Raw genomic sequence first — 6,274 nt, forward strand, 5'->3', positions numbered from 1 at the left:
CGCGCGCGACCTCCCGCAACGACACGCTGTTCGTCATCGCCCGCGTGCCCGGTGGCCCACCGATGCCGGTGGCGGTAGAGCGCCACCCGGCCCCGCAGCAACCGCTGACCGTGGTCCTGGACGACACCGACAGCCCGATGCCGACGGCAAAGCTGTCGTCGCTGAGGCAAGTGGAGGTGTTCGCGCGGCTGTCACAAAGCGGCACCGCAATCCGCCAAAACGGCGACATCGAATCGGCACCGGTGATCGTCACGTTGCCGGCCGACGCCCCGGTGGAGCTCCTGCTCGACCTCCCCTCGCGCGGAGCGGGCATAGGCAGATAACCCGGGGTCATGTCGCGCATCCAAGACACGGACGCCAAGCCCGGTAAAATCAGCCGATGACCGAATTCATTCCGCCCGGCAGCCGCTTCCATCCGCTGCCCTCGCCCTTTCCGATGAAGCGCGGTGGCCACCTGCACGGCGCCCGGATCGCCTTTGAAACCTGGGGCACGCTGGCCGCCGATGCCGGCAACGCCGTGTTGATCGTCACCGGCCTGTCTCCCGATGCCCACGCCGCCAGCAACCCGGCCAATCCCGCCCCCGGCTGGTGGGAGCCGATGCTCGGCCCGGGCAAGCCGATCGACACCGACCGCTGGTACGTGATCTGCGTCAACTCGCTGGGCAGCTGCAAGGGCTCCACCGGCCCGGCCTCGCTCAATCCCGCCACCGGCCAGCGCTATGGTTTGTCCTTTCCCGAGCTGTCGATCGAAGACATCGCCAATGCCGCGGCGGAGGTGGTCAGATCCCTCGGCATCACCCGGCTGGCCTGCCTGATCGGCAACTCGATGGGCGGCATGACCGCGCTGGCCCTGCTACTGCTGCACCCGGGCATCGCCCGTTCGCACATCAACATCTCCGGCAGCGCGCAGGCCCTGCCGTTCTCCATCGCGATCCGCTCGCTGCAGCGCGAAGCCATCCGCCTGGATCCGGCCTGGAATGGCGGTGATTACGATGAAGCGCACTACCCGGAGTCGGGTATGCGCATGGCCCGCAAGCTGGGCGTGATCACCTACCGCTCTGCGCTGGAGTGGGACGGCCGCTTTGGCCGGGTAAGGCTGGACTCGGAGGATCCGGGCCACAACGACGATGACCCGTTCGGGCTGGAGTTCCAGGTGGAAAGCTACCTGGAGGGGCATGCGCGCCGCTTCGTCCGCCATTTCGACCCGAACTGCTACCTCTATCTGGGCCGGTCGATGGACTGGTTCGACCTGGCCGAGTACGCCGACGGCGACGTGCTGGCCGGGCTGGCGAAGATCCAGGTGCCGCGCGCCCTGGCCATCGGCGCCAACACCGACATCCTGTTCCCGGTGCAACAGCAGCAGCAGATCGCCGACGGCCTGCGGGCCGGTGGGGCACAGGCACAGTTCATCGGGATGGAATCGCCGCAGGGCCACGATGCGTTCCTGGTCGACTACGACCGCTTCGGCCCGGCCGTACGCGGTTTCCTGGATACGCTGCCGGCCGCCTGACCGACAGCACTGAGCCGGCGATTCCTACACACGCGTCGGCCTGGCGCCGATAGCCACCGCCTTGATCACGCTCCATTGTGGCAGTCCTCGCCCTTCCCCCCGGGACCGCCATGGCTCGACTGCTCCTTCTGCTGTTATGCGCCTGTCTGCTGCCTGCTGAAGCCCGGGCCGGCACTGCCCCGCCCTTGATGCTGGCCGGGCAGTGGCGCGACGGCACCGATCCGGCGCCATACTGGATCAGTGAAAAGCTCGACGGCGTGCGCGCCCGCTGGGATGGCAAGGCCTTGTGGACGCGTGCCGGCAACCGCATCAGCGCTCCGCCCGGATTCACCCGCGGCTGGCCGCAACAGCCACTGGATGGCGAACTGTGGATCGCCCGCGGCCGTTTCGACGAGGTCAGCGCCATCATCCGCACCACCCCGGCCCGTCCACAGGAGTGGCACGCGATCCGCTTCATGGCCTTCGACCTGCCCGCGCACCCGGGTACGTTCTCGCAACGGCTGGCGGCGCTGCAGGTGCTGGTTCGGGCCACAGACAGACCCGGTCTCGCATTGATCCCGCAGCAGAGGATGCCCAACACCGCCCACCTGCAGCGCCTGCTGCAATCGGTGGTTGCCGCCGACGGCGAGGGTCTGATGCTCCACCACCAGAACAACCGCTACCTGCCCGGCCGCAGCGAAGGCCTGCTCAAGCTCAAGCCATGGCAGGACGCCGAAGCCTGGGTGGTCGGGCATCTGCCCGGCAAGGGCAAGTACAGCGGCATGCTCGGCGCATTGCTGGTACAGCGTAGCGACGGCGCCCGCTTCCGCATCGGCAGCGGGCTGAAGGATGCGCAGCGCGCCAATCCGCCCGGCATCGGCACCCTGGTGACCTACCGTTACAACGGCTACACCGCCACCGGCCTGCCGCGCTTCGCGCGCTTCCTGCGGGTGCGCGACGAGGCACCACCGCCCGAGCGGGGTCGTTGAGCGCTTCACAACACCTCGCCGCTGCGCTCCAATACCGGCACTCCTACTCGTGCGATACAACGGATGCGCTATCAAGGACGGCTGCAGGACTGGAATGACGACAAGGGCTTTGGTTTCGTCAGCCCCAATGGTGGCGGCGAACGCGCCTTCGTCCATATCAAGGCCTTCGAACGCGGCACACCGCGCCCGCTGGAAGGCCAGCTGATCAGTTACCAGCCCAAGCGCGACGAGCGTGGGCGTCTGGCGGCCACCGCCATCCGCTTCGCCGCTACCGGTAGACCCCCTGCAGCGCCGAAGCAGTCAGCCCGGCGCCTGCCCCGCACCGCCCTGGGCTTGATTGCCCTGTCGATACCGGTGCTGGGCGGGGTAACCCGACTGCTTCCCGGTTGGGTCGCCGGGACCATCGTGGGCCTGAGCCTGCTGGCGCTGGCGTTCTATGCCTACGACAAAAGTGCCGCGCAACGCGGCGACCAGCGCACCCCGGAAAGCACCTTGCACCTGATCGCCCTGTTCGGCGGCTGGCCCGGCGCGCTGCTGGCGCAGGGACTGTTCCGCCACAAATCCAGCAAGCGCAGTTTCCAGCAGGTGTTCTGGGCAACGGTGGTGCTCCATCTGACTGTGCTGGCTGCAGTGTTCAGCGGCTGGCTGCCCAGCCTCGTTTGAGCCACGGCGCAGCGCCCTGCTATCGTTCACCGGCCTCACCCAGGCAACACCCGGTCTACATCCCCTCTTCCGTGGAGACAGAGGTATATGCAGGACGCAACGAACGTACTCAAGCATCGGACCGACACCATCGTGCTGCTCGGCATGGTGCTGGCATTGACCCTCCACTGGTCACTGCTGCCACTGGCGCTCATCGCCGCCGGCATCATGGACCTGCGCCGCAACGAAACGCTGGCTGCCATTTCCATTGGCTGCGGCGCGCTGCTGCTTTTGGGTGGCATCGGCTACGCACTGGGCAAACAGGCCGCATTGCGCGACAACCTGCTCTGCCAGCAAACCCCACCGCAATGCCCGAGGGCCCAGGCCCTCACGGTTTTCGAACCGGCTTTCCGCAGCGCCCCTCCGTACTCAGCGCGCGGGGACTTCGGCGTTGGTCAGCGGCTGCAGTTGTCCGTGCTGAAGACGGTATTCCCGGTGCACCACGCCATCGGGCAACGGATCATGGGTGATCATCAACAAGCTGCGTGAGCCCAGCGCGGCAGCCAGATCAAGCAACAACGCGTGCGCGGTGTCCACGTCCAATCCTTCGGTGGGCTCATCGAGCACCATCAGCGGCGTATCGCGCAGCAGCGCGCGGGCCAGCGCCAGACGGCGCGCCTGACCGGCCGACATGGTCGCACCGTTTTCGCCGACCCACGCTGACAGCCCCCCCTGCTGCTGCGCCCAGGCGCTCAGCCGTACCTGTTCCAGCACCGACCACATTGCCGCGTCATCGGCCTGTGGATCGCCCAATCGCAGGTTCTCGCTGATGGAGCCGGCAAATACCGGCGCGCCCTGCGGCAACCAGGCCACCTTTCGATGCCACGCCTCCTGGGCGACATCGCGCAGATCCACGCCGCCGTAGCGCACGGCCCCTTGGCGAGGGTCCCACAGGCGCAGCAGCAACGCCGACAACGTGGTCTTGCCACACCCACTGTCGCCGCGGATGGCCACACGCTCACCCGGCCGCAGTCGCAACTCCACCCCGTCGAGCAACTGCCGGGACTCCCCGGGCCAATGGAAAACCACCTGTTCAAAGGACACCTCTGCCGGCGTGTCCGGCAAAGCCCGGGGCTGGGCGGGATCTTCCACCGCCGGGGCCTGGTCCACGATCTGACGCAGGCGCTGGCCGGCCACGCGTGCCGACTGCAGCGACTGCCAGGCCAGACTGCTGCCCGCGGCCACTTCCAGCAAGGCCACGGTGAGGAACAACAGCGCCGCAGCCAGCGGCCCGCTCACCTGACCGCCCTCGAATGCGTGCAGCGCCAGCCACAGCATCGCCAGCAGCCCCACTCCGGCGCAGGCCGAATGCAGCACATTGCCAGCGATCAAGCGACGACGACGACGCCGGTCGCGAGCGGCAACCTGCAGTGCGGCGGCATCCACACGTGCGATCCAATCCCCCTGCGCCTGCAGCGCGGTCAGATCCGCCACACCTTCCAGCCCTTCGTACGCCAGGGTGCGCAACGACGCCCGCGTCTGCGCGCGTTCCATTTCGCCATGCTCACCATGGCGCACGGCCAGCACCGGGACACCGATCCCGATCGCCCCCGCGATGGCGACCAGCAACAGGGCCGCCGGCCAGTAGATCAGCGCTGCCGCGACGACGCTGGCCAGTACGATGCCGAGCAGCGCCAGCAGCGGTCCGGCAGCCCGCACCATCACACCATCCACTTCGCTGATGTCTGAAACCAGCCGGGCCAGCAGTTCGCCGGTACGGCTGCCGCCCAGCCGCGCCGGCGCCAGCGGCAAGGCGCGACGGAAGAACCACACACGCAGGTCGCGGGCGATGCGCAGCGTCACATCGTGGCCGACCAGTTTTTCGAAATAGCGCGACACGATCCGCGCCATCGTCAGCCCGCGGATCCCCGCCGAGGGCGAGAAAAAGTTGAAGGTGGCGCCCATCCCCGCCGCACCGGCCAGCGCCGCACCGGTGAGGAAGCCACCGGACAACCCGAGCAGGCCGACGCCGGCCAGCATCGTGGTCAGCAGGAACACTACCGCCAGCAGCAAACGCCAGCGATGCCGGGCGAACACCTCTCGCATGCTTTCGTTCATGCCTGCACCTGCTCGGGCACGGCACGATCGGGGTGCAAACGCACCACCGCATCGGCCCAGCGCATCGCCGCCGCGCTGTGGGTCGCCATCACCACGGTGCGTCCACGGGCATGTATGGCCAGCGCCTGCAGCAGGGCGGCTTCGGTTTCAGGATCAAGAAATGCGGTGGGCTCATCAAGCAGCAGCAGATCCGGATCGCGCAACAACAGGCGTGCCAGACCGATGCGTCGTGCCTCCCCCCCGGACAGGCCGAAGCCGCGCTCACCGATCACCGTGTCCAGCCCGAGTGGCAGCTCCCGGGCAAAACGCATGACCTGCGCCGCTTCGGCCGCCGCCTCCAAACGGGCATCGCTGGCGGTCGGGTCGGCCAGCCGCAGGTTGTCGGCAATCGAGCCATGGAACAGGTACGGACGCTGCCCCGCATAGCCCACCCGCATCTGGCCGCGGCGCAGGATGCGCCCTTCGCGCGGTGGCAGCCAGCCCGCCAGCGCTTCGAGCAAAGTACTTTTGCCGCAGCCGGAGGGGCCTACCAGAGCCAGATGCTGGCCCTGGTCGATGCTCAGCGAGAACCCGGACATCACGTCGTGGCGCGCACCTTGCGGTCGCAGCGTCAGGTTCTGCAGCGTCAGCAACGGGGCGTGCAACTGGACCGGCTCGGGCGGCAGCGCAGGTTCCGAGGGCACCGGAGCAACCGGCAAGTCGTCCTGCAACAGCCGCTCCACCTCGGCCGCGGCCGCCAGCGCGTTGGCACGGTCGTGGTAATGGGCGGCCAGGCGCCGCAAGGGGGCGTAGAACTCGGGGGCCAGCAGCAGGCAGAACATGCCGGTTCCCAGCGTCGGCACCGTGGCGTGCAACGACATCAGGCCCAGATAACTGAGCCCCAGATACAGCGCCACCATCGCCACACTTATCGAGGCGAAAAATTCCAGCACGGTGGAAGACAGAAACGCGATCCGCAGCACTTTCATGGTGCGCTCGCGCACGCCCTCGGCCGCCGCGGCGATGCCGCCGAGCTCGGCGTCGCCACGCCCATACC

Annotated in this window: 7 protein-coding genes; 5 read left to right on the plus strand and 2 right to left on the minus strand. The window is 68.0% G+C overall.

The window, feature by feature from the left end:
- The 5 genes from JCM9942_RS09490 to JCM9942_RS19010 all read left to right on the plus strand — a co-directional run.
- Positions 1–323: c-type cytochrome biogenesis protein CcmI/CycH (locus tag JCM9942_RS09490; protein WP_425478337.1), on the plus strand; the 323-nt coding region annotated here is incomplete at its 5' end.
- Positions 324–379: 56 nt separating this feature from the next.
- Positions 380–1,510: a homoserine O-acetyltransferase MetX gene (metX, locus tag JCM9942_RS09495; protein WP_054659275.1), complete on the plus strand. Its 1,131-nt coding sequence runs from the start codon at positions 380–382 to the stop codon at positions 1,508–1,510.
- Positions 1,511–1,620: 110 nt separating this feature from the next.
- A complete protein-coding gene (locus tag JCM9942_RS09500; protein ID WP_089153160.1) occupies positions 1,621–2,478 on the plus strand; it encodes a DNA ligase in 858 nt (285 codons plus the stop codon).
- 63 nt (positions 2,479–2,541) lie between these two features.
- Entirely contained in the window at positions 2,542–3,141 is a 600-nt protein-coding gene (locus tag JCM9942_RS09505; protein ID WP_054659277.1) for a DUF1294 domain-containing protein, read from the plus strand.
- 87 nt (positions 3,142–3,228) lie between these two features.
- Positions 3,229–3,669: a hypothetical protein gene (locus JCM9942_RS19010; protein ID WP_145974290.1), complete on the plus strand. Its 441-nt coding sequence runs from the start codon at positions 3,229–3,231 to the stop codon at positions 3,667–3,669.
- Here the strand turns inward: JCM9942_RS19010 and cydC are convergent.
- Positions 3,550–5,238, minus strand: coding sequence for a thiol reductant ABC exporter subunit CydC (cydC, locus tag JCM9942_RS09510; protein WP_054659279.1), 1,689 nt, complete (start codon positions 5,236–5,238; stop codon positions 3,550–3,552). The genes JCM9942_RS19010 and cydC overlap by 120 nt on opposite strands.
- Positions 5,235–6,274: ATP-binding cassette domain-containing protein (locus JCM9942_RS09515; RefSeq protein WP_157722853.1), on the minus strand; the 1,040-nt coding region annotated here is incomplete at its 5' end. The genes JCM9942_RS09515 and cydC, both read right to left, overlap by 4 nt.

Origin of the sequence: Stenotrophomonas pictorum JCM 9942 (assembly GCF_001310775.1) — a bacterium.
Classification (GTDB): Bacteria; Pseudomonadota; Gammaproteobacteria; order Xanthomonadales; family Xanthomonadaceae; genus Stenotrophomonas; species Stenotrophomonas pictorum.